Origin of the sequence: Nostoc sp. DedQUE08 (genome assembly GCF_034530895.1) — a bacterium.
GTDB lineage: Bacteria > Cyanobacteriota > Cyanobacteriia > Cyanobacteriales > Nostocaceae > Nostoc.
The window spans coordinates 34,918-56,443 of the sequence record NZ_JAVRCD010000046.1 but is presented as its reverse complement, the minus strand read 5'-3'; the positions used below and the strand labels follow the sequence as shown (position 1 = coordinate 56,443).

Annotated in this window: 16 protein-coding genes and 1 riboswitch; of the genes, 10 read left to right on the top strand and 6 right to left on the bottom strand. The window is 42.7% G+C overall.

All coding sequences use genetic code 11. The features are described from left to right. Positions 1–182: 182 nt before the first annotated feature. The 6 genes from RMY64_RS26090 to RMY64_RS26065 all read left to right on the top strand — a co-directional run bounded on the left by RMY64_RS26090 (position 183) and on the right by RMY64_RS26065 (position 7,857). Entirely contained in the window at positions 183–1,997 is a 1,815-nt protein-coding gene (locus RMY64_RS26090; RefSeq protein WP_322701533.1) for a ShlB/FhaC/HecB family hemolysin secretion/activation protein, read from the top strand. A 291-nt stretch (positions 1,998–2,288) separates the two neighbouring features. Further along, positions 2,289–2,543 (top strand): hypothetical protein, encoded by a 255-nt coding sequence (locus tag RMY64_RS26085; RefSeq protein WP_322669580.1) that lies wholly within the window; start codon positions 2,289–2,291, stop codon positions 2,541–2,543. A 304-nt stretch (positions 2,544–2,847) separates the two neighbouring features. After that, entirely contained in the window at positions 2,848–3,471 is a 624-nt protein-coding gene (locus tag RMY64_RS26080; protein WP_322684715.1) for a DUF3859 domain-containing protein, read from the top strand. Positions 3,472–3,476: 5 nt separating this feature from the next. Next, a complete protein-coding gene (locus RMY64_RS26075) occupies positions 3,477–5,312 on the top strand; it encodes an asparagine synthetase B family protein (protein ID WP_322701532.1) in 1,836 nt (611 codons plus the stop codon). Between the two features lie 46 nt (positions 5,313–5,358). Next, positions 5,359–6,576 carry a decarboxylase gene (locus tag RMY64_RS26070; RefSeq protein ID WP_322701531.1) on the top strand — a complete coding sequence of 406 codons (1,218 nt, stop codon included), beginning with the start codon at positions 5,359–5,361 and terminating at the stop codon, positions 6,574–6,576. 15 nt (positions 6,577–6,591) lie between these two features. After that, positions 6,592–7,857, top strand: coding sequence for a hypothetical protein (locus tag RMY64_RS26065; protein ID WP_416212159.1), 1,266 nt, complete (start codon positions 6,592–6,594; stop codon positions 7,855–7,857). 98 nt (positions 7,858–7,955) lie between these two features. On the opposite strand, the gene RMY64_RS26060 is transcribed toward RMY64_RS26065, so the two are convergent. After that, positions 7,956–8,852 (bottom strand): DUF4351 domain-containing protein, encoded by an 897-nt coding sequence (locus RMY64_RS26060; RefSeq protein WP_322669575.1) that lies wholly within the window; start codon positions 8,850–8,852, stop codon positions 7,956–7,958. Between the two features lie 75 nt (positions 8,853–8,927). Continuing rightward, complete coding sequence (locus tag RMY64_RS26055) at positions 8,928–9,503, bottom strand: hypothetical protein (RefSeq protein WP_322669574.1); 576 nt, start codon at positions 9,501–9,503, stop codon at positions 8,928–8,930. Between the two features lie 333 nt (positions 9,504–9,836). Between RMY64_RS26055 and RMY64_RS26050 the strand changes: the two genes are divergently transcribed. After that, positions 9,837–11,825 (top strand): S8 family serine peptidase, encoded by a 1,989-nt coding sequence (locus RMY64_RS26050; protein ID WP_322669573.1) that lies wholly within the window; start codon positions 9,837–9,839, stop codon positions 11,823–11,825. Positions 11,826–12,486: 661 nt separating this feature from the next. Here the strand turns inward: RMY64_RS26050 and thiC are convergent. Further along, complete coding sequence (gene thiC / locus RMY64_RS26045) at positions 12,487–13,860, bottom strand: phosphomethylpyrimidine synthase (RefSeq protein ID WP_322669572.1); 1,374 nt, start codon at positions 13,858–13,860, stop codon at positions 12,487–12,489. A 7-nt stretch (positions 13,861–13,867) separates the two neighbouring features. Next, positions 13,868–13,964: riboswitch (TPP riboswitch) on the bottom strand. A gap of 398 nt (positions 13,965–14,362) precedes the next feature. Between thiC and RMY64_RS26040 the strand changes: the two genes are divergently transcribed. After that, positions 14,363–14,707 (top strand): hypothetical protein, encoded by a 345-nt coding sequence (locus tag RMY64_RS26040; RefSeq protein WP_322701529.1) that lies wholly within the window; start codon positions 14,363–14,365, stop codon positions 14,705–14,707. A gap of 225 nt (positions 14,708–14,932) precedes the next feature. On the opposite strand, the gene RMY64_RS26035 is transcribed toward RMY64_RS26040, so the two are convergent. Further along, entirely contained in the window at positions 14,933–15,925 is a 993-nt protein-coding gene (locus RMY64_RS26035) for a 2-hydroxyacid dehydrogenase (RefSeq protein ID WP_322701528.1), read from the bottom strand. 291 nt (positions 15,926–16,216) lie between these two features. Between RMY64_RS26035 and RMY64_RS26030 the strand changes: the two genes are divergently transcribed. Further along, a complete protein-coding gene (locus RMY64_RS26030; RefSeq protein ID WP_322669568.1) occupies positions 16,217–16,444 on the top strand; it encodes a hypothetical protein in 228 nt (75 codons plus the stop codon). A gap of 216 nt (positions 16,445–16,660) precedes the next feature. Further along, entirely contained in the window at positions 16,661–17,308 is a 648-nt protein-coding gene (locus tag RMY64_RS26025; RefSeq protein WP_322701527.1) for an rRNA large subunit pseudouridine synthase E, read from the top strand. Here RMY64_RS26025 and lnt read toward each other — a convergent pair. After that, a complete protein-coding gene (gene lnt / locus RMY64_RS26020; RefSeq protein ID WP_322701526.1) occupies positions 17,305–18,897 on the bottom strand; it encodes an apolipoprotein N-acyltransferase in 1,593 nt (530 codons plus the stop codon). The genes RMY64_RS26025 and lnt overlap by 4 nt on opposite strands. Beyond that, on the bottom strand, positions 18,878–21,481 hold the full coding sequence (gene gyrA, locus RMY64_RS26015) for a DNA topoisomerase (ATP-hydrolyzing) subunit A (protein ID WP_322701525.1): 2,604 nt from the start codon (positions 21,479–21,481) through the stop codon (positions 18,878–18,880). Before gyrA ends, lnt begins: the two co-directional genes overlap by 20 nt. Between the last annotated feature and the right edge of the window lie 45 nt (positions 21,482–21,526).

Below are 21,526 nucleotides of genomic sequence, written 5' to 3'. Positions count from 1 at the left end.
ATTACCACAATATAATGCTAGGGACTATCACTTAGAAGAAATCGCTGTTAATTATAGTTTTAGTTACAAATCTTTTGAAATTTGAATATCAAAAATATGATATTGAAATACTCATACAGCCATACCATACTCCAAAATCAAAATCAGCCCAGTCGTTAAATAAGGCACTCCACTGAAGAGAAATGAGAAAAGAAACAGAAACTGGTGTTCAGCCTAGAGCAACGACTCAGCAAAGAATTGTCTATTTATCTCATCAGTTAGACAACTGGCAAAGTTTGGCAATTACTAAATGCAGTAAGCACAGTTTCAGCTTTCGGTGCGGCTTGCTAATTCTGCCTGCGGTCTGGATTGTAACTGCAAATGGACTGAGAGCTAGAGCTAATATTTTTACACCGGACTCGGTTCAAAATAGCAGTCAGTCAGAGTTACAAATAGTACAGTCAACAGAACCTACTCCAGTAACTAACCCACAACCAGAAACACCACAACGCATTCGGGTTCGGAAAATTCAGGTTGTAGGTAGCACAGTTTTTCAGGAAAATGATTTTAATCCAGTAGTGAAACCGTTTGAAGGACGGGACTTAACTTTAGAAGAAATCAGACAAGCCGCCGATGCCGTTACCCAGCTTTACCTAAATAAAGGGTATATAAATTCCAGAGCAATTCCAGATACTCAACAATCTAGTACCGCAGATGGTGTTGTGGTAATTCAGGTATTGGAAGGGCGTTTGACAGAGATTGACATCCAAGGGACGCGGCGATTAAACCCATCTTATATTCGTAGTCGCATCCAACTAGGTGCTGGTATCCCTCTGAATACTGGTAAGCTCGAAGAACAACTAAGGCTACTGCGGCTAGATCCTCTGTTCAAAAATGTGGAAGCGAGTTTGCGTCCAACGGGTAAGGTTGGTCAAAGTATTCTCGTTGTCAGAGTTGAAGAGGCAAAAACTATAATTGGTAGTTTGGGTGTAGATAATTATTCGCCTCCCAGTATTGGCGCCCAAAGATTGGGTGTTGAATTGCGATCGCGCAATTTAACCGGTATGGGAGATGAGTTAGCTGGCTCCTATTACCATACACTCTCTGGTGGTTCCGATGTCTTTGATTTTAGTTATCAGGTTCCCGTGAACGCCATGAATGGGAAAGTGCAGATTCGAGCGGCATTTAATCGCAACGAAATTACTGAGTCACCCTTTGATGCCTTTGGGATTCGGGCCAACCAGGATCTTTATGAAATCAATTATCGTCAACCATTGATCCGATCGCCTAGAGAAGAATTTGCCTTATCTTTAGGATTTACCTATCAAGATGGTCAAACTTTTATTTTTAATAACCGCGCACAACCCTTTGGCATTGGGCCTGATGCCAATGGCGTTAGTCGTACAAGTGTAATTAAATTTGCTCAAGATTATATCAAGCGCGAACCTCAAGGAGCTTGGTTTTTGCGATCGCAATTTAATTTTGGCGTTGATGTATTAGATGCAACTATCAACAATGACCCCATACCCGATGGCCGCTTTTTCAGTTGGCTAGGTCAAATACAGCGCGTGCAGCAACTCAGTAACGATCATTTATTGCTCATCCAAGCAGACTTGCAGCTTACACCAGATAGCCTTTTACCTTCCCAGCAATTTGTGATTGGTGGCGGACAATCTGTAAGGGGATATCGCCAAAATAGCCGTTCTGGGGATAATGGATTTCGGGTAGCGATCGAAGATCGGTTTACAGTACAGCGCAATGAATCTGGATTATCCACAATTCAACTTGCGCCATTTGTGGATATGGGAGCCGTCTGGAATCAGTCTAATAATCCGAATCTGCTACCTAGTCAAACTTTTTTAGTGGGCGCGGGCTTAGGATTAATATGGAATCAGGCAATGGGAATTGATAATCTCTTTTTGCGCCTAGATTATGGATTTCCATTTATCGATCTGAGCGATCGTGGTAATAACGCTCAAGATGATGGCTTTTACTTTAGCCTTCGCTATCAACCCTAGCTAAAGGCTATGGTAATCATAACTAATTCTGCGGGCATGATATTATTTGAGCCGTATTTGAGGAAGTCGAGTTTAATTAGCAAAATGCTATTTCACTTACTTATTTTAGTAGAGGAGGTACTGATTTCAGTATTTTCCACAGTTAATTACCTGTTCTTCTGCTTTATCCTAATATTGAACTAAAAAATTAACTTCTTTCTTCAGGAATTTGAATTTTATCCTGTGTATATACACAAAGGGGAAAGTTTTAGTTTATAAATTTAAGAAGGAAAGAATTATAAAAGAGAAGTTATGGCACAATCTAACTCACAAGACAAAAACAGCTTTCTTTACCCTCGTAGCCGGTATTATGGTAAATTTCAGCCAGAGAATTTGGTGTTTAATGCCAACCTCCAAGAATTCTCTCAAAGAATTAGTTACATCACTTCCCTAGAAACAGGGGGTAAATTGTCTCAGGAAGAGGCTTATCAGCAAATTAAGTCACTTTGGAAAGAGTTGAAACATAGCAAAAAACAATTGTCTATTGGCGGAAATCAAGAAATTTAAACTAAGAAGGAGGTGTTGGTAATTTTTTTTAAATTTAGTGCAAAAATACTATTGCAAAAATCCTTGAGCCGCCCATAAATTGATTTTAGGGCGGTTTTTTGGCTTTTGCAAGAAGTATCTTTTTCGTTATGTTAATTCTACTTGTTACAGGTAATACCAATTCTGTTATGTCATATTAATTTTAGTTGTTACAAAGTATCTCTTAAATAATCCGAAAAGCAACAACTTTATTTTGTAGCTTATGATGTACCTACAAAAGCGATATTTAGCGATCGCCATAAAGTTTTTCAACAGGAGTTAAGCTATGACGCGGCGACTGACTCAAGAGCAATTATCACAAATAGTTACAGAAGTAGAAGGTCTGCAATTGCGTCGGGAAGCGGAACTAGACCAACAGCAGATTAGAGAAATTTTACAGGAGTTGAATTTACCGCCAGAGTTACTAGATGAAGCGCTGATTCAGTTAAATCGCCGCCAAGCATTGGAAGTACAACAACGCCGGAATCGATGGATTACCTCTGGAGTGGTGGCAATTGTAGTAATTGTCATTGCATCGACAATATTTTTCATGCAGCAGCAAAGTTCTACACTTTCTCGTGTTTCTGCTCAACAAGACCGCATTACTTTGATACAAGATAATGGCGGCGACTTAAAGACAATTTCTCGCCAAACCAATCCAGAAGTGTTGTATCGTGTCACCTTAAAGGATGCACCTTTAGGTAAAAAGCTGGCTCTCTCTTGTAATTGGATTGACCCAAGCGGTCAAATTGTCAAGCAAAACAACTATCAAACCCGCGAAATTAATACATCTGTCTGGGATACCCAGTGTCGCTACACTATTAACCCAGCTGCAACTGTTGGCAATTGGAAAGTGCAGATGTTCCTAAAAGGTCGGCAGATTAGCGATGAAACCTTTGAAGTTAAATAGTCCAGATGGTTATCCCGCATCACTTTCTTGGCTATTGGGGTTACGGCGCTCAACAGGAGTTGGAAGCGCTGTTAACTAGTGTGGTGGAAAACCTCTCTCCAAACCTCTCCCCTACAAGGGGAGAGGCTTTGAATTTTCCCCCTTCCCTAGTAGGGAAGGGGGTTAGGGGGTTAGGTCAGAAAAGTCAGTTTTCTACACAAGAAAATAATCCTCTTCCCATCTGGAATGTTGTTTACATAGGAATTGATGGCAATCCCCCACTGCAACAAAATCAAATTGCTGCCATCTTTGCATCAGGATTATTTAATTCACCCGATGCTTGGGTAATCCAAGAAAACAACTGCCTAATTTTGGGAAGGGAAGCTTTCGGAAGAGTTCCTTTGTATTGGACTGTGCAAGGAGAAATAATCTGGTTTGCATCTCAACTGCAATTACTTTTACCGATTTTGCCACAATCAGAAGTTAGTATTGCTGGGTTATATGGCTATAGCTGTTTTTCTTACGTTCCCACACCCTTAACTCCTATTAAAGAAGTGTTTGCAGTGACGGCTGGGACGGAATTAGTTTGGCAGAGCGATCGCCAATCAGGTATTCTGCAAACACCTAAATCTAAAAACATCCACTCGTGGCGGGAAGCACCAGAACAGTTAACAGATGAAGCTACAGCAATTACCCAATTGCAAACTCTCCTGAAAAACTCCATTGAAGGACAAATTGCAGATTTAAAGGATGAGCCTGTCGGGGTATTTCTCTCTGGCGGACTCGATTCTTCAGTGGTGGCGGCGCTGCTAGTACAAGCAGGGGTGAAAGTCCGCGCCTACACTTTAGATTTTGGGAACGCAGGGATTCCAGAGTATCCATACTCTGAACAAGTCGCCCACTTTCTCAAAATTCCGCTTGTAAAAGTTGCAGTAACCCCAAGTTCGATCGAGAATGCCTTAATTCCGACTGTGCAAGCATTAGATTTGCCTTTTGGAGATGGGGTGTGTGTGCCATTGTATCTCCTATCTGAGAGAGCCAGTCAGGAAACTCAGGTAATTTTTAACGGTGAAGGTGGAGATCAATTGTTTGCTGGTTGGACGAACAAACCTTTAATTGCCGCAGGTGTTTATCAAGCAGAAAATCCCGCCGGACAGGAAACTTTTATCCAGCAATATCTCCGCACCTTTCACCGTCTTGGGGGATACGAATCTCAAGTTTATCAACCAGATATCTATGCACAGATCCAAAATTTGCATCCTGAAGATTGGCTGTTGGCGGCTTTAGATCGCAATGAGTGTCCATCTTTGCTGCATTGCCTCCGCCGTGCTAGTTTGATGCTCAAAGGAGCGCAGAATATCCATCCCCGTGCCACTGCATTAGGGTTTGCTCATGGGTTGTGGGTGCGATCGCCTTTTTGTGATTTACCTTTAGCTGAGTGGACATTCCGTTTATCTGGAGAACTCTGTTTGCAGGGTGCTTGTGAAAAATATATCCTCAAACGGGCTGTAGAAAACTGGCTTCCGCCCGAAATTGTCTGGCGACAAAAACGTGGTATGGGGGTTCCTTTAACTTCTTGGTGTTTAAATGATTTTTGGCATCAACTCGGCATTTGGCTCAATCCAGAAAGACTTCGCGCCAACAATCACTTTTATCCTCACATTGCGGCACAAATCGTTGAAGGCAAACTGGGAGCAGCTATTCAAGGCCGTCGAATTGGTGAAATACTCTGGTTACTAATTATGTGGCAACTTTGGCGATCGCACGTTTTAAATGAAGAAATAACTAAACAGTCTTGGGATCATCCCTTTTGGTTACATCGTTGGCTATGGAGAAATTACAAAATAATTCGTAATTCGTAATTCGTAATTCGTAATTCGTAATTTACTTTATTAGTATTTTTGGTAAATGGTATCAAATAATTTAACTCATAATCGTCTTAATCTCCCATTCTCTAAAGAATTTGCTCAGGAGTTACTGAGTACTTATGGTTCTCCGCTTTATGTTTATAATGGCGATCGCTTGCGCGAAACTATTGAGCGGATTAGCAAAGCAGTCAGTTATCCGCGCACGCAATTTCGGTTTGCCAGTGTTACTAATGGCAACATTGCGCTGTTAAAAATTTTTCGCTCCTTTGGGTGGGGACTTCACGCCAATACGCCAGGAGATATTTATTTAGGATTGCAAGCTGGTTTCGATCCTAGCGAGATTGTTTATAGCGGCAGTAATTTGAATCAGGCTGAGATGCTACAAGCCCTAAATTGGGGAGTTACAACACTCAATCTCGATAGCCTTGCTCAGTTGCAGTTGTGCTGCAAAGTTTTGCCCAAACACAGAGAGAAATCTATTCGCCTTGGTTTACGCCTCAATTTGCCAGAAATTACCGGAGATAGCCGCATTGGTGTACGTCCAGAAGAATTTGGTGATGCGATCGCTTTAACTGCTGAGGTGGGATTAAAGCTGAGTGGTTTACACTTCTATCGAGGAACGGGAACTAATGCCACAGCCGCTTTTACCCAAGTAATTGATACGGTAATCGCCACAGCACAAAAGTTACCTGATTGGGAATATTTAGATTTTGGTGGTGGTTTTGGCTATCCTTATCACCACAACAAAACAGCCTTTGACTGGGAAATATTTGGGGCTGAGTTAACCGAGAGAATTACTCATTTAGGGCGGAAAATTGATTTGGTGATTGAACCGGGACGAAGTGCGATCGCTGGATGTGCAACTTTGCTTGCTCAAGTTGTTTCGGTAAAATGGCAAGGAGAAAAACAGATTGTCGGAGTTGATACCACCGTTGCCAATCTTTCAGTACCCTCAGTACACGGCGGCTACCGAGAAATTATTACTTGGAAACAAGCAGACAATCCATTCACAACTGATATTTGTGGTAATACCACATATTCACGAGATTATCTGGGGAAAAATTGCCAACTTCCAGCCCTAGAAATTGGCGATCTCGTTGCCATTTTAGATGTCGGTGCTTATGGTTATGCTATGTCGTCTCACTTTTTACACCGTCCCAAGCCGGCGGAAGTCTTGCTAGAAAATGACACACATCGCTTGATTCGTCGGCGCGAAGATTACAGTGTTTTATTAACAAATCAGGTATTAGATAACTAATATCAAATAACCATTATGAAGTGTATTAACTGCGGAACTGACAATAAACTAAAAGACCGGACAGCTAATCAAGGTCGGTGTGTAAAATGCAATCATCTCTTTGCATTTGAACCGACTAGTATGAGTAATGTTCAGATTACCGATCCTTTTTTTGCAAAGGCGATCGCTGACATTTCTGTAAACAACACCTTATTTTTTACACCCAAGCAATTGTTGTACTTGTTAGATAATCGTCTTAGGGCTAAATCATTTTCAGGATTTATCTGGTTAGTTGAATTTTTAATAATTAGCTTTTTTACAGCCATTTATAGTTATTTGATAGTTACATTACTTTTAAGTCTTTTTATTATTATAAGACTTTTAAAATCTAGTACGTCTAGTAAACTCAATAATCAAGCTCGTCAGGCAAATGCCAAGGCTTTAAAAATTATAGGGGGAATCATTATTGTTGGAGGAATTTTATTTAGTATCAAGATGAATTCATTTGCTATATTTGTTATTTTCGTTAGTATGGGAATGCTGTCGATATACTTAGGAACTCGACAGTTAAGTAGAATCGGATTAGTAACACAGGAATTGTTGTTTTCTCAATCTCAGGTTAAAGATTGGCTAGATCGCTGGCAGCAAATAAATGGTTCGATTCTCAAAATTCTTCCCTCGCCAAAGCAGGAAAATACACCAGCCACGATTAATCCTGACGTAACAGCTTACAGTTTTGATAGATTAGTCGTTTGTGACACTGCTAGTATTGCTCAACTATTAATCGCTAATAATTTCCACTTTGAAAACAACTGTGCAATTCTTAGTATTACTGGATATCCCCAAAGCATTTTTGACACCACAATGCAAATGCTGCGGCGCAATCCCGATTTAAAAGTCTATGCACTGCATGATTGCAATCCACAAGGAATTGCTTTAGTTCATAATTTGAGAACCAACGCTAATTGGTTTCTCAATAGCGAGATTGCAATTATTGATATCGGATTAACGCCACGTCAAATTATCGCTACGAAGCGCGGAATGTTCATTCAAACCTCTCCAGAGTCGGCGCAAGCAGCTAAACAATTGCCTGAAGAAATACGTCAAAGTTTATCTGCTGAAGAATTAGCATGGTTAGAATCGGGAAAGTTTGTAGAATTGGAATCTTTCACTCCCCAAAGAATAATTAAAGTTCTACAAAAGGGTATTGCTGGCAGCCAAAATTTAGAAAGCGATGACAGTAGCTTGCTTTTAGTCGGTGATACAGGAAATGATATGTACGTTGTTCAAAGTTTTGGTTAGTATTCTCCTTTCAATTGTAGGGGCAATTCATGACTTGCTCCTACATGAATAAAGTGCAGTCTCACATAAAATTTGTTTAATTGATTTACAGATGATATTTATTCAATTTGTTGGTTTAACCAAGCTTCTAAATCAGAAATAGCTGAAAAATCTAACAAAGCCTCTCCTAACGCCTCCAATTGTTCAATAGATAATCCTTGAACTCGCTCAATAGTAGATGAATCAATCTCACCAAAACGGCGATTTAGTAGACGTATAATTAAACGTTGTTCGCCTTGTTTATTTCCTTCTTGTACAGCTTGTTCCCGATCTTGTTGATAAAGTGGTTTTAATCGCATAATTAACTCCCAATCGTCTTCTTCTGAATTTTGATTAACTTGCAAGTTTTGCCGCAAGTTATAAAGTAATTCTAGCGTTGCTCTGCGAAATGGATGATTTGATGATAGTGCTTCTAATTCATCTATTGCTTGTTTTTGTACTGTTCCTCGACCGAGAATTCTTAACCACAGAGTTTCTTGGGTGCGCGGTAACTGGTGAATCGCAACGATCGCAGTCCGCAAATACTCTGCGATAAAATGTACTCCAGGTAGCCAATCTAACTTTTGAGTAGCACCGAATCCTGACAACAGCGTTGTAGATGCTGTTGGGGTGAGTATCCATAATTTGGGAAGTTCTAATTCTGAAATGGAAGTTTTATTGCGATTTGCTTGACGTTGTAATCCACCCCTTACTTCTAATAATTTTAACAGACAATCACAAATTTCTTCTTTTGATGCAGGGTTACGGAAGGGTTCAATAATGGCTGTTGTAGCGGCAAATCTTCCTAATAATTCTAGTGTTTCTAAATTCGTGCTTTGTTTTGTTAAAGGAGAAAATAAAACATCGATTTCTCGAACTTCTCCCGCCACACGGCTAGAACCTTGCACTTCTCCATAAGGTTTTAGTAATTCTTCCAAATAATCTTTTGCAAATTGGTCATGGATAAATCTAGTCATTCAACCAAAAAAGTTTATTTAGTTAACGAATTGACGATCGCTCCAGTTACTTTTACCACAGGTCTAATTTGTAATTTATCTCAAACCCCTTTCCATAAGCATTTGAGGTTCAACATTCTCAACATTAGCGATCGCTTCTAACTGAGAAATTCCAGCGATCGCATCAACAATCCTACCTGATTTGGCACGCAACCAAGCGGTATGAGGCGCATAAGAAAGGCTTTGTGCAACTTCATAACCCGCTTGATTAATTACCTCGTGCTGCGATTCCACATCAACGCTTTCAGCAAAGCGGATAAAAACCAGTCCAGTTGGTACTGCTAAAGAACCATTAGATTCTAGTGTATAAATCGGACTCAATATACCCTGTTCTGATTGATTGGGTTCGCCTGAAAAAACTGCGATTGCACCGTCGTTAAGTCGTAAAATTGCTCCTGTTGCCACAGTGCTGGGTTGATTGTAATGTACTGCATAGTACCCAGGTTTACGACTGTAAGATACAGTTGTGCGTAGGCGTAACCCGTCGTAGCCATCGCTACCAACGCGAATTTGTTCAGGATACTCAGAAAAGTAGTCTTTTTGAAATCTCACTTCACCAATCAGGGGTAGAGAGTACACCTGTAGAAAATACTCAACCGGAAAATAAAACATCTTTCTCAAGTTCTAATGATCTTATAGCGTTTTTCAGTGGCATGAAATACATTATTTTCATCGTGATTCACAGTTATACGCCCTTACTGATAGTGAAGATTCTTAAAACAACCGATTTTGAATCCTCTCTTTTCTGGAAAGACTAATCGAAGATTTGTATGAACTGAGATAGATTAAATTCTGTATTGTAATACACATATAGCACATGAAATCAGAAGCATCCATAAACTAAACGTAAGCCTACGATGGGTGTAGCAAGCTTTAAAAGTAAGGCATAATACGGACTTCCCAATTGCCAATTTTCAATTTTCAAAACATTTAGGAGATTAAACAATGGTTCAGGTTCGCTATGGTGGACAGAACGGACAACAGTATGAATTTGCTATCAGTAACGAACACGTTGTAGTGCGTACCGAAAGCCGCAGCACTCTTGTCGGTGCAAGATCCTTTGAAGTCGCACCTGTGTCACCTACAGCTCGTAGTATCCTCAATCAATTTGAGTTAACAACACGGTTTCGGCAAGCGGGTGTAGAAATTTTACAAGCGAAAGTTCCGAATCAGGGTGCTGCTTTGCGCGATCGCGCCCGTAAAATTCTCAACAATGAGTCCGAAGTCCAATTTGCCGGACGTGTCCTAATCGATCCACTATCCCAACAACCTGTAGTTTACACTGAAAACATTTTTGTTAAATTTGATAGCGAAGAAGAGCCAAGGGTGTGCCAAGAGGTTTTAAGACGTTACAACTTAACAATTAAACGCCAACTTGAATACGCGCGAAATGCTTATTTTGTCAGTGCCCCTACAAATACTGGTATAGCCGTCTTTGACATCGCCGAGAGACTTCTAAATGAGAAATCAGTTGAACTGTGTCATCCCGAACTAGCGCGTGAGTCACGCCAACGTCAGGTTTTCCCGCAGCAGTGGCACTTAAAGCAAACAACAATTAACGGTAAGACAATTAACGCTCATGCCAACGTTGAAGCCGCTTGGAAGTTGAGTAATGGCACTGGGACAATTATTGCAATTATCGACGATGGAGTGGATCTCGATCATGAAGAGTTCCGTTCCTCTGGCAAGATTGTTGCCCCGCGTGATGTCACACGTAAAACGAACAATCCCAGACCGGGAAACGATAATAATCACGGTACATCTTGTGCGGGAGTCGCTTGTGCAAACGGTAACTTTGGAGCATCTGGTGTAGCACCGGGTGCAAAACTCATGCCGATTCGTTTAGCTTCAGCATTGGGGTCGCAAGATGAAGCAGATGCTTTTGTTTGGGCGGCTCAAAATGGTGCTGATGTTATTTCTTGCAGCTGGGGCCCAGCAGACGGGACTTGGTTTGAGCCAGACGATCCCGCACACAACCAAAAAGTACCTTTGCCTGATTCCACACGACTTGCTATAGATTTTGCAACCAATAAAGGACGCAATGGCAAGGGCTGTGTAATTTTATTTGCAGCTGGCAATGGTAACGAAAGCGTTGATAACGACGGCTACGCCAGCTACCAAAAGATAATTGCAGTGGCAGCTTGTAACGACTACGGCACGAGAAGCGCTTACAGTGATTTTGGTCAGGCGGTTTGGTGTGCCTTCCCCAGCAACAATGGTGATATTTCTCAAACCACTGGAATTTGGACAACCGATCGCTCTGGTGTACTTGGCTATAATTCCGGTAATCGAAATCTGGGTGAGGCCGCAGGCAACTATACGAACGAATTTGGCGGAACTTCTAGTTCCTGTCCAGGTGCAGCAGGTGTAGCAGCCTTAATTCTTGCCAGAAACCCAAATCTGCGTTGGGATGAAGTGCGAGACATTATAAAACGCTCCTGCGATCGCATCGATTCAGCTGGAGGTAAATATGATGCCAATGGCCGCAGCCCCTTTTACGGTTACGGTCGAATCAATGCTCTCAAAGCTGTAGAATTGGCCAAGCCACCGCAAACATCACCCATCAGCAGATTCCAAGCAGTGCAAGATATCCCAATTAACGATCTACAAACATCAACATTATCGGTGGCGATCGCTAATACTACCCTCCTAAAATCCATCAAAGTTAATATAGATATCGAGCATACTTATATTGGGGATCTTATAGTTACTCTTCTTCCCCCAGTGCAAACAGGCATACTTCCCATAAATCTGCACGATCGCCAGGGCGGAGCTACAGATAATATTAAAACAACTTATGACGAAGTAAATACCCCAAAACTTGCTGCCTTTAAAGGTAAAAGTCCCCAAGGAACCTGGACTCTGGAAGTTGCAGATAAATCTGAAGGAGATACAGGAAAAATTCGTAGCTTGACCATTGAAATGGGATTTTAAATAGGGGGCGCACAGCTAGCTGTGTATTGGTGTTAACTTAAGGTAAAAGTTATACCAAATTGAAAAAAGAATGCGACAAATAGACCATTTGTAGAGACGCGATTCATCGCGTCTTTACCGAAGGATGTGTTGCAATCATTAATTGAATTGGTATTAGGTTAGAAAAAGCGTTCTAGAGTTGCCCTCATCCCGCGGGGTATTTATTAATGTTCTGTTAAATAACCACATATTACTGAGCAAAAATCAAAATATTCTTCGCTGTAGGAACTTCTGCCTTCACGTTTGGGTGTTACGCGCAGTCTGTAGCAGCTTCTGCCTTCTCTGTAGGAACTTCCGCCTTGACGTTTGGGTGTTACGCGCAGTCTGTAGCAGCTTTTGCCTTCACGTTATCAGAAACAAGTAAGTAGGCGCGATTAAACGCGATCGCATAGATTACCAACCAGAATTACTGATTTAGCTTTAATTGGGGAGCGATAGCAATTAGATTACTCTTGTAGGAAGTAAAAGTGCGATCGCAAAACCTAACCTTATATTTTGAGAGAAGCAAAACCATTTTGTCTCATTCCCAGTTTCCGACTGGGAACGAGGTTTTGAAAGAGTTTGAACTTATAGTTGATACCAGTTACAGAGGTTTTTCGACTTTTGCAAGAGGTCTAATCTGTTAACTTTGAGTCACAGCCTCTTTCGCCAGGAACTTCTCTAATTCTGTCAGCGCATCAGCATCAACCTTAGTTTGCATTGGGCAGAACTTAGGCCCACACATCGAACAAAACTCAGCAGTTTTATAAATATCTGCTGGCAGAGTTTCATCGTGATATTCCTTAGCTCTTTCTGGATCGAGTGATAATTCAAACTGACGGTTCCAATCGAAGTTGTAACGCGCCTTGGAAAGTTCATCATCTCTATCCCTTGCACCAGGGCGATGTCTAGCAATATCAGCCGCATGAGCTGCTATTTTATAAGCAATCAACCCATTCCGCACATCTTCGGCATTTGGTAGACCTAAATGTTCTTTAGGTGTTACATAACACAGCATTGCCGTACCGTACCATCCAGCCATTGCCGCTCCAATAGCTGAAGTGATATGATCATAGCCGGGAGCAATGTCTGTCACCAATGGCCCCAAAACATAGAAAGGTGCTTCCGAACACTCTTCCATTTGCTTACGGACGTTGAACTCAATTTGATCCATTGGCACGTGTCCAGGCCCTTCCACCATCACCTGTACATCATCTTTCCAGGCTTTGCGAGTTAGCTGTCCGAGGGTTTTTAATTCAGCTAATTGTGCTTCATCTGAGGCATCATGGGTGCAGCCGGGACGCAGGGAATCTCCCAAACTGAAGGAGACATCGTACCTTTTGAAAATCTCAATAATATCTTGGAAGTGGGTATAAAGCGGGTTTTGTTTGTGGTGATGTAGCATCCACCGCGCCAAAATCCCGCCGCCGCGAGAGACAATACCAGTGAGCCGATTTCTCACCAAAGGCAAATGCTCAAGCAAAATCCCAGCATGGATAGTTTGATAGTCTACTCCTTGCTGGGCGTGCTTTTCAATGATATGGAGGAAATCATCAGCAGTCAGATTCTCAATTGTGCCGTGGACGCTTTCTAAAGCTTGGTAAACTGGCACTGTACCAATGGGAACAGGTGAAGCCTTGATGATTGCGGTGCGAATTTCATCTAAGTTACCGCCACCTGTGGACAAATCCATCACGGTATCAGCGCCGTACTTCACAGACAGATTTAGCTTATCAACTTCTTCCTGAAGATTAGAAGAGTTGGGGGAAGCGCCGATATTAGCATTTACCTTACATCTAGAGGCGATGCCAATAGCCATCGGCTCTAGATTCGTGTGATTAATATTAGCGGGGATAATCATTCGTCCCCGCGCTACTTCCTCACGAATGAGATCCGCCGGGAGATTTTCCCGTTTGGCGACGTAGTGCATTTCTTCGGTGATAACACCTTGGCGGGCGTAGTGCATTTGAGATACATTACTTTGCCCACGTCGTTTAGCAACCCATTCAGTCCGCATATTGTGATTCCTCAATAAACAGCTTCCCTCCGCTGGTATTACCCAGACTCAGGTGTTAAGGGTGTGATCTCAGCCTGGTTATATAGGCACCCCTAGCATGGATGTAGTGTAGCACCTTGGTTATATCTGGGAACAAAGATGTTAATAATTTATAAGGTAAGCTAATACGCCTTATATATCCTTGGACTCCATAAACCTGTCAGTTCACAGATAAGGGCACTCTACTGCCGAGGCAAGGTCGGATCAAGTTATCCGGAAACTTCTCAACGTCTCCCCTCTATCAGGTTTCTGCGATGCGATCTGCTTTGCAGCAACGCTTCGTGATCGCTTTCAGCCCCGAATCATCCCTACTCAATCTTCCAATTAGGCGTATAACCAGAAGTAACTTGGCTATACATTTGCAAGACCGATGCAGAAATACGTCCTAAGAGTTTTGCGATCGCCCATAGCGCTCTTGTAAAATCATTTTCAATTGTTGAGAATTCGCAAGAGAAAAAAGTTTATGGCAGATAAGTCCGGTCAAGACCCCTCGGAAATCACAGTGGCAACGATTGATGAAGAACGAAAAGGCACAACTTTCAGCGGTACGGTCATCCTTGGTATAGATCCTGAGGGTGGGGCAGTCGTTTTCTTTAGAGACTTTTTAATTGAAGATTATAAAGGAGAACTTACCGCAAATCTTGCAACAGATGGCGATATAACGAAAAGCATTGATTTAGGCGAACTCGATCATAAAAGCCCCAGTTTTAAGCTGCCAATTCCGCTGGGAACGGATACATTACCCTACAATACAGTCGTGTTGAGCGACAAAAAAAGCAAGAAAAAAATCCTGACGATCAATCTATAAAATTTGTAACTTAGCTCGTAGTTCAGCCAAATTCGATTGCCCTCCTGTATAGATATCAAATGGGTTCTATATATTGCACAAACTCCGTATAGACCGTCATTAGTCATTAGTCATTAGTCATTTGTGTTTCTAAGGACAAATAACTAATGACAACCCTTATTAGTTGATGTGCAATTTTAATGCGTGACACCTTAACACAATTTGGGATTTGAGATTGCTAAAGATTTAGGCGCGAATTTCATTCGCACAAGGACGACCCTGTTCAACATCGGTAATATTAGCAAAAGTTGTTTCTGCAATATTGTAGAGAGCTTCTGCTGTAAAAAAAGCTTGATGTCCGGTAATTAGTACATTGGGGAACGTTGTCAGACGCTGGAAAATATCATCTTGAATAATTTCCCCAGACAAATCCTCAAAGAACAATTCCGATTCTTGTTCGTAGACATCTACAGCCAGATAACCAATTTTACCAGACTTCAATCCCTCAATCACTGCTTGGGTATCAATCAGCGCTCCTCGACTAGTATTAATTAGCATCACACCTGGCTTAATCTGTTTTATAGCTTCAGTGTTAATTAAGTGATGGGTTTCAATAGTCAAGGGGCAATGCAGGGAAATAATATCGGAATTGGCAAATAGCTCAGGTAGTTCTACATACTTTCCACCCAGCGCCTCCAATTCGGGATTGCGATAAACATCATAGGCGAGTATGTGACAGCCAAACCCCTTCATAATCTGTCCTAAAATCAGACCGATTTTGCCAGTGCCAACAATTCCCACTGTACGTTCATGCAAATTAAATCCCAACAGTCCATCTAAAGAAAAGTTGCCTTCTCGGACACGGTTATAGGCACGATGAATTTTGCGATTTAAGCTCAAAATCAATCCGACGGCGTGTTCTGCAACCCCATAAGGTGAATAAGCGGGAACACGCACAACGGTAATTCCTAAATCTGCTGCGGCTTGTAAGTCTACATTGTTAAACCCTGCACAGCGAAGGACAACCAGACGAGTTCCCCCTGAGGCGAGAAGTTCTAAAGTTGGGGCATCAACCTGATCGTGGACAAATACACAAACCGCCGGAAATCCAGCAGCCAGAATAGCCGTATCTCGATTTAAACGGGGTTCAAAAAACACTAACTCGTGTTGAATAGGAGAATTTGCAGCTGACAAGAACTGGCGATCGTAGGCTTTTGTACTGAAAACTGCTACTTTCATGCAAAACCTCAGACTTTATGTATGCTGCACGGTGTTCGAGTAGATAATACCTCGATCTTTAGAAAAGCGATGTCTACAACGAGCGTAGTTGCGGCATTTTTAAATATTTTTTAATCGTTTACTCTGGCAGGATAAGTTATACCAATTCAAAATTCACGCATTCAAAATTCAAAATTAGGAAACAAAGTACACAACGGTTCGTCTCAAAACCTGATATGAAGCGTGTTCTACTCCTGAATTCTGCTGTATATGCAGCTTCACAAAGAAAAAGTATAAGTCAGGAATATATTTATGAGTAGCTTAGTCTTATTATTAATTGGTTTGGGAACATTATTCTTGGTTTTCAATACTAGAGATGAAATTAATCGCATTACTGCTATGATTAGCGGGACAATTCTTTTGATTTGGGGTTTGGCTCTAGCCCCTTTGTCATTTCAATTACTAATTGAGATTGTTTCAGTTTTAGCAGCTTTCTCTGTTTGTATGCGTTGTTTAGGTTGTGGTTTTAACCGCGATTGATTTTTCACTTGATAACTTATAAGTTTAAAGTAAGATTTATAAATTCTGCTTCTAAGTAGAACAGGCGGGAAAAATCAAACTATGTTAATAAAAGTAAAGTGGACTAAAACCCTCTTTCCTTCTGCCTTCTGCCTCCTGCCTCCTGCCTGAACCTGATGATAAATATTCACAGCGACTTACTTATTGTTAAAAGAGAATTCAGAAGTCAAATGCCCCATGCCCAATCATTACCGATATATTATTTTTTACAAACCATACGGCGTTCTCAGCCAGTTTACAAAAGATGCCCCTACACATAGCACCCTAAAAGATTATATTGATGTGTCTGATGTGTATCCTGTGGGACGCTTAGATTGGGATAGTGAAGGATTGCTGCTGTTAACAAACGATGGACAATTGCAACATCGCCTTGCCCATCCGCGTTTTGGTCATAAACGTACTTACTGGGTACAGGTAGAGCGAATTCCAGATGCAGAAGCTATCAAAAGGTTGCAAACAGGTGTGGAAATTCAAGATTACCGCACTCAACCAGCAGAAGTTAAGCTTCTATCAGAAGAACCACAGCTACCTGAACGCACCCCACCAATTAGATTTCGTAAAAATGTACCGACAGCTTGGCTGGAAATGACTTTAACAGAGGGAAAAAACCGTCAAGTTCGGCGCATGACTGCGGCTGTTGGCTTTCCGACTTTGCGACTGGTCAGGGTCAGTATTGCTCACCTACAATTAGATGACCTACAATTGGGTCAATGGCGCGACCTCACCGCTTCTGAAATTCATAATTTTAGTAAATCGAAAAGTTTTCCCCCAAAAACCGCCCCATCAGAGGAATTCGCTAATAATTCCAAAGACTCAATCCGCTAGGGATTTCCAACATTACTAAATTTCTTTATACCGCGAATTCCCAGCCAAGCTCCTCCAGAGGAGATTAACAACAACGGTGTTAACCAATCACCCCAACGCACATATAAAGTCTTTGTCTGTCGCCGATAAATTGTTTCAGCATGAGTTTCGTAGGTATTATATCCAGACATCCACAAGGTTCTGCCATGAGGGTCTATAAAGGCTGAATATCCGGTATTAGTTGCCCGTGCTGACCAGCGATCGCTTTCAATTGCCCGCATGATATCCTGTGCATGATGCTGGAATGGCATGGATGCAGTGTAATGGGCATCGTTAGAAGAACTGATAATAAATTGTCCACCCGCCGCCGCTTGACGGCGAAATTGTTCGGGAAAAGCAGATTCATAGCATATACTAGCGATCGCCCGCCCAAAAGGAGTGTCAAATATCTGATTTGCTGAACCGGGAACTTGGTGTGCCTCCAAAGGCGATAAGCGTTGAATTAACCCGCCTAAAATTCCTTCAAAGGGAATATATTCTCCCAAGGGTACTAGCTTGGACTTATCGTAGCGGCTGACAATTTCACCCTTACTGTTGAAAGTAAACAAGCTAATTGTATAACTGTCTCCCCGTTCGCCAAAAGCTCCAATCCAAGCAACTACGCCTTTTTCCTTCACGGCTGCGACTAAGGCCGTTTCCAGCAAGTTACGCTGGAAAATAGGTAAGGCTCCTTCTGGGGTGAGGACTGCATCTACACCTTGGTCTGCTAAAGTTAGATATCCATTGGTATAGTTTTCTTGGGCGCGACGAAACCCTTCAGAACTTCGTAAAAGTCGGTTTGGAATATTACCCTGAACAATCCCCACTTTCAAGGCTGCTTCTGGGGGTTGGGCAATGGGACGGCTATATAAGATAAAACCAATAAGGTGTAGGGTAATTAATAGTCCTGTGGCGATCGCCAAATATTTATTAACGAACCGCAGAGGCGCAAAGGACATCTTGGTATCTTGTCGGTTTATATACGCTTCAGCAATTAAGCCATTAACAGCAACGATCGCAGCTGTCACAGTATTAGGCCCAGACAGTTGCCCTAGATGTACAATTACGAGATTGTGCGGGCTTTGTGTGTAAGCAAGAGAACTCCACCATAAAGGGCCTGCACTCCACAGACTCTCTAAGCCGCACCAGACGGCTGTACCAATCAGTAACCGTAACCACGGTTTTTGTCCGGCTAGGCGAACCATAACAGCTGCCCAAATAGCAAGAAATACCCCTCCCAAGACACTGATAAATCCCCAACAAAAAAGGGTGATTGCCAGACTTGGCAACCACGGAACGCCCAACCAAGTCATGGGATGAATTCCGGTAATCCAAGATAGGGCGACACCGTGATAACCGATACCCCAGAGGAAAGCAGGGGGGAATTTGTTTTTACCTTTGGCTGAAGTGACAACTAGCACCCATAAGGGAACTATGGCAATCCAAGCCAACAACCATGCACCTACTGGGGCTACAGTTAGCCCCATTAAAATGCCGCTAGCTAAGGCGATTAAATAAGGGAGTAAGGCGGTTAACCTCTCCCCCTGCTTTTTACTCTGCTTCTTCTGCATCGGCAGCATCAGGTGGAATTATTGCTACTCCGGTAATAGCATCGTCTTCATCTAAACGCTGCACTCTGACTCCAGTTGCCGATCGCGATTGGATAGAAATCGCATTCACCGCTTGACGGATGATAATACCGCGATTTGTCACCATCATGATTTCATCATCATCGTTGTTAACAATGCGTAGGGTTGCTAGCTTGTCTTTAGTTTTGCGGTTTTTGAACTTGGTTGCCATTAAACCCTGACCAGCACGATTTTGCAGCCGGAATTGGGCAACTGGGACGCGCTTACCATATCCACCCATTGTAATTACCAACACCCAAGGGCCAACAATGCCACTGCTAGACACTTCTGCGGACTCTTCAGTAATTTCGGTAATTTCGATATCTTCTGTTTCGATTGTTTCGATATCTTCAATTTCTGCTTCTGCAACATCCAAACTTTCCAGAATTGCTGCAGGGAGAATATCCATACCCACAAGTTCATCTTTATTTTTGAGTTTCATGGCTTTCACTCCACGAGTCGCCCTACTTAAAGGACGCAGTTGTTCGTGGTTGCATCGGAAGTGAATCGCCATCCCGTTACGAGAACCAATGATTACACTATCCTCGACTCTAGCGCGTCTCACCCAGCGGAGTTGGTCGCCTTCTTCTAAGGAAATGGCAATCAAACCATTGGCGCGAATGTGACTAAACGCTGCCAATTCGGTTTTCTTGATATTGCCACCTTTGGTGAGCATAACCAGATATTCTTCGCTGCTAAACTCGTCAACCGGTACAATCGAGGTGATTTTTTCCTCTTTGGGAATCGGTAACATCTGGACGATTGGTGTCCCACGACTGGTACGCGAACTCGCTGGGATTTGATAGGCTCTTAGGCAATAAACAACACCACGTTCGCTAAAGAATAAAATACTGTCGTGATCGCAGCAAGTTAAGAAATGCTCAATGGTATCATCATCTTTCACCTTGGCTGCGGCTTTGCCTCTGGTAGCACGGCTTTGGGCTTCAAAGGTGTTAACTGGCATCCGTTTGATGTACCCTTGCTCTGTCACCAGAATTATCGCTTTTTCATTGGCAATGAGGTCGCGATCGTCTAATTCCCCTTCCCCTGGTAAAATCACCGTGCGGCGGGGTGTGGCGAAGTTAGTTTTCAGTTGTGTGACTTCGGTTTCAATGATTTCTAGCACTCTCTCCCGGCGTGCCAAAATATCTTGTAAATCAGTGATTTTCGCTTGTAATTCTTCGTGTTCCAGACGAATTTTGTCTGCTTCTAAGGCAGTCAAGCGCCGCAATTGCATTTGCAAAATCGCATCTGCTTGTACTTCTGAAAGTCCGTAAGTTGTGATTAATTCGCCTTTAGCAGTGGGTGCATCGGGAGCATGACGAATTAAGACAATAATTGGATCTAAATGAGACAGGGCTATTAATAACCCTTGCAGAAGATGGTCGCGTTCCTCGGCTTTCCGCAGTTCGTAGCGGGTGCGTCTGGCAATGGATTCGATGCGGAAATCCAAGAAGACGGTTAAAAACTGCTTGAGGGTGAGTACTTGCGGTTCGCTATTCACCAACGCTAGCATATTCGCGCCGAAGTTGGCTTGCAGTGGTGTTTGCTTGTAAAGGTTGTTCAACACGACGCGGGGATAAGCATCACGCTTGAGTTCGATGACAACTCGCATCCCGTCGCGATCGCTTTCATCCCGGATATCTGCAATGCCCTCTAGACGCTTCTCATTCACCATTTCGGCGATTTTTTCAATCAGCGCCGCTTTGTTGGTTTGATAGGGCAATTCGGTGATGATAATTGCTTCTCTATCTGGGCGTCCCCGTTGTTCAACGGTTTCAATGTTAGCGACACCACGCATGGTAATAGAACCACGCCCGGTAGTGTAAGCTTCACGAATGGCAGATGTTCCCAAAATTTGCGCCCCAGTCGGAAAGTCTGGGCCGTGGACATACTGCATTAATTCGATGTCGGTGATTTCGGGATTGTGGATGACAGCCACCAAAGCATCAATCAATTCGCCCAAGTTGTGGGGCGGAATATTGGTGGCCATGCCTACGGCAATCCCAGAGGAACCATTGAGCAATAACTGCGGAATTCGTGCTGGTAAAACTGTCGGTTCTTGTTGGGAACCGTCGAAGTTATCGGCGAAATCTACGGTTTCATACTCGATGTCGTGGAGTAAACCAGCACTAGTTAAAGCTTGCAAGCGGCATTCTGTGTACCGCATGGCGGCTGGCGGATCGTTGTCTACCGAACCAAAGTTACCATGTCCGTTAACTAGGGGCGATCGCATGGAAAAATCCTGCGCCATCCGCACCAAAGCATCATACACAGCTGTGTCACCGTGGGGGTGATATTTACCCAATACTTCACCCACTACACGGGCGCATTTCTTAAAGGGGCGATCGTGGAGCAGACCTAGCTCGTGCATTGCGTAAAGAATGCGACGATGCACAGGTTTTAGACCATCCCTGGCATCTGGCAGCGCCCGACCCACTATCACGCTCATGGCGTATTCCAGATAAGACTGCGACATTTCGTTTCGCAAGTCTGTCGGGATAATCCTCTCCTGTGAGGTTGTCATAACCTAAAAATCTCCAAAAATCGTAGATTTTAGCTCTTTTACTCA